Source organism: Methylobacterium trifolii (assembly GCF_022179685.1).
Lineage (GTDB): Bacteria > Pseudomonadota > Alphaproteobacteria > Rhizobiales > Beijerinckiaceae > Methylobacterium > Methylobacterium trifolii.
Genome location: NZ_BPRB01000228.1, coordinates 1 through 3139, shown reverse-complemented (window position 1 = coordinate 3139; position 3139 = coordinate 1). Strand labels below are relative to the sequence as shown.

Genomic DNA, 3139 nt, shown 5'->3' with positions numbered 1-3139 from the left:
CCCACATTTAATGAGGGTGATAATGTGGGTGGCAAAGGTTCGGCGGACCCGACGATGGGCGGCAAAGGACGGCATCCCGAAAAAGCGCTGACGAGCGTGCAGGTGCGGTCCCTCAAGACCCCCGGCCGGTACGCCGATGGCAATGGTCTCTATCTGGTGATTGAGCCCTCGGGTTCGAAGCGCTGGCTTCTGCGAACTGTCGTTCAGAGCCGTCGCCGAGATATCGGTTTGGGAGGTATCAGCCTCGTTCCGCTCGCCGAGGCGCGCGAAAAAGCGCTGGCTTTCCGCAAGCTGGCCCGCGACGGCGGTGATCCTCTAGCCGAGCGGCGCAAGGCGAAGGCAACGATCCCAACCTTCGCCGAGGCAGTCGAGCAGGTTCACGAGGAGCACAAAGCTTCCTGGGCGAACCCGAAACATGCAGCGCAGTGGATCAACACGCTCAACACCTACGCCATTCCGCACTTCGGCACCCGGCGCGTCGATCAAATCGAGACGCCCGACGTCCTGCGGGCGCTGGCTCCGATCTGGTTGACGAAGCCGGAGACGGCGCGCCGGGTGAGGCAACGTATCGGTACTGTCTTCAACTGGGCCAAGGCGGCGGGGCATCGTTCCGGTGAGAATCCGATCGAAGGAGTGGCGAAGGGCCTGCCGAAACAGACCGATGAGGTCGAGCACCACGCCGCGTTGCCCTATGTCGAGGTCCCAACCTTCGTCGCCCGGCTCCAGGCTGCTGACCGGGGTGAAGTGACCAAGCTTGCCTTCGAGTTCCTTATCCTGACCGCGCTGCGCACGAGCGAGGTGCTAGGCGCACGCTGGGACGAGATCGATTCGGCTGAGGCGATATGGACCGTTCCGGCGAAACGTATGAAGATGAAGCGCGTCCATCGGGTGCCGCTCAGCCCGCGCGCACTTGCAGTTCTGGAACGTGCGAAGCTGTTGACCGGCGACAGCACGTTCGTTTTTCCTGGTCAGAAGGCAGGTAAGCCACTCTCAAATATGGCCTTCGATATGACGTTGCGGCGGATGTCGGTCGAGGTGACGGCGCACGGCTTTCGCTCTTCGTTCCGCGATTGGGCGGCCGAGACCACGAGCTATCCGAACGAGGTTGCCGAGATGGCGTTGGCACACGTCGTGGCGAACCGGGTCGAGGCGGCGTATCGGCGCGGCGACCTGCTAGACAAGCGGCGCGGGCTGATGGTCGATTGGGCTGCATTCTGTTCGGCTCAAGCATAGCTACCGCGATCGGATGAGAAGCAAGGCGGCGAGGCACAAACCTTGACATCCGGCCAGTCACGCCGAGGACAATCGACGCGCCACTCTCCGGAAGATCGCGTCACAATCCTCGATCGATTCGAAGCGCGCTATGCGACCGGGTTGCCGATGGATGAGGCGGCTGAGGGACTCGGCGCTTCGCTCGCCTCGATCAAGCGTTGGCGGCAAGGCAGGAGCCCACTCAAGGGACGGATCATTCCGACGCTTGCTCAGATGTCTAGCATCGATGCTGCCATCGCGCGGCTGGCGGATGACACGAACCGAAATCGTAACTCGTTTTTGGAAGCTTTGTTCAAGCTCGTGTCTTGGTTGCGCTGGCCTACCAAGCCGCACGATCACCCAGCCGCCATCATGGTCTGCGTGGTGACGTACCTGCATCATAAAAACAACGTCGATAATATTGAGCAGCTTGATAGAGCAGATCGAGAACTTCTTCTACGCCACGTTCGCCTCGATACTCTGAGGCGCGTTTGTTCGGATGATCTATTTTCCTTGCCGTCATTTTTGCAATGGAAGCATGACGGACAGCCCCATACTGATCTCGATTGGATCGCTCTGGTCGTGTGGTTCCTCCTTGCTTACGAGCCGCGCACAGAGCGCGCACGCGACGCTGTAAGCTTAGCTAAGGCATATTTTGCGACCCAGAACGATGTCTTCCCCCACACTTGGCCACTCTCTTTGCGCACCTTCAAGTCGTATTGGTCACTGTATGGTGCAGCTGCCCCTTTCCATTATGTAGAGCGCTTCCATCTTGGAGCAGAGTTCACGCTCGATCCCGGCACGGCGCACTTCGGCGAGAGCGTCAATGACTTGATCAATCAACCTGGCGAAATACGCCAATATCTTGCGCGGGCTCGCTGGGCCGTAGAGATGCTGACGAAGCGGTTGGATTTACGGACGTTGAGCGCAATTCGTTTCCCAGCCTTTCCCGCTTCACTCACGCCCGAACGGATCGACATACCTGCGCTCCCGTCCGGGTCAGCAAAGGTCATGAAAACATACAGCAGCCGATAAAACACAACTATATCAGCAACTTACATCATGTGAGCTGAGGCCGTAGTCCTCGGCGAGGCTGTATCCTGTCACCTTCTCCCTTGTCCCACGCGAGCCAACATCGCTTGGGGAAAAGGAGAAGATAATGACCAGCAACATCAATGTTAGACAGACGAGCCCGACACCGGATGGATTGCCCGCTGCGGGCTTTGTACGCCTGAACGGGATTATTGCGCCGGGCGGTCCCCTACCGATCAGCCGCTCCTCCTGGTGGGCTGGCGTATCAGCGCGTCGCTACCCTCAGCCGGTGAAGCTCGGCCCGCGCATCACTGCATGGCGCTGCGAGGACATCCGCGCCCTCATGCAGCGGGGAGACGCATGATGACCAAGCAGCACATTCGACCGAAGGTCGTCCTCGATCCTTCGCAGCGGTTGCCCCGTCCTTCAGGTCCGGTGAGCATCGACATTGAGGGAGCTAAAGCCCGGCGACGCACTCAGATCGCTTCGGTGGGGCGGACCCCCGTCGGACCGGCGACCGCCCCCTCGAATACACCGGAGACTTCAAAGGCTAGAGGGCTGAAGCGTCCCGGTGAGCTTGAGCGAGTGTTCGAGCAGATCACGGAGGGCTTCCGGCAGGCCGATCTCACCCACCGCGCCGCCATCGACCAACAGGTCATGGAGTGCTTCCGTGTCGCCAACTTCCTCAAACAAAACTGGCGGGGCGGCGAACGCCTCCTTGGGGGCGAGTGGCTGAAGTTCTGGGGCAAGAACGGGCGCAACGGCGATGCGGCGCTTAAGTTCGTGTTCAAGCAGGTGCACACCGACGCGAAGAAGGCCAGCTTCTACTACCGGGCGACGCGCAAGCTGTTCGAGG

The 3139-nt window shown here is 60.3% G+C and carries 3 protein-coding genes; all 3 read left to right on the top strand.

The features are described from left to right. The first annotated feature begins 54 nt into the window (after positions 1-54). On the top strand, positions 55-1233 hold the full coding sequence (locus COGEMETH_RS19005) for a tyrosine-type recombinase/integrase (protein WP_238184171.1): 1179 nt from the start codon (positions 55-57) through the stop codon (positions 1231-1233). Between the two features lie 42 nt (positions 1234-1275). Beyond that, positions 1276-2286 (top strand): hypothetical protein, encoded by a 1011-nt coding sequence (locus tag COGEMETH_RS19000; RefSeq protein WP_238184170.1) that lies wholly within the window; start codon positions 1276-1278, stop codon positions 2284-2286. Positions 2287-2646: 360 nt separating this feature from the next. After that, positions 2647-3139: hypothetical protein (locus COGEMETH_RS18990; protein ID WP_238184168.1), on the top strand; the 493-nt coding region annotated here is incomplete at its 3' end.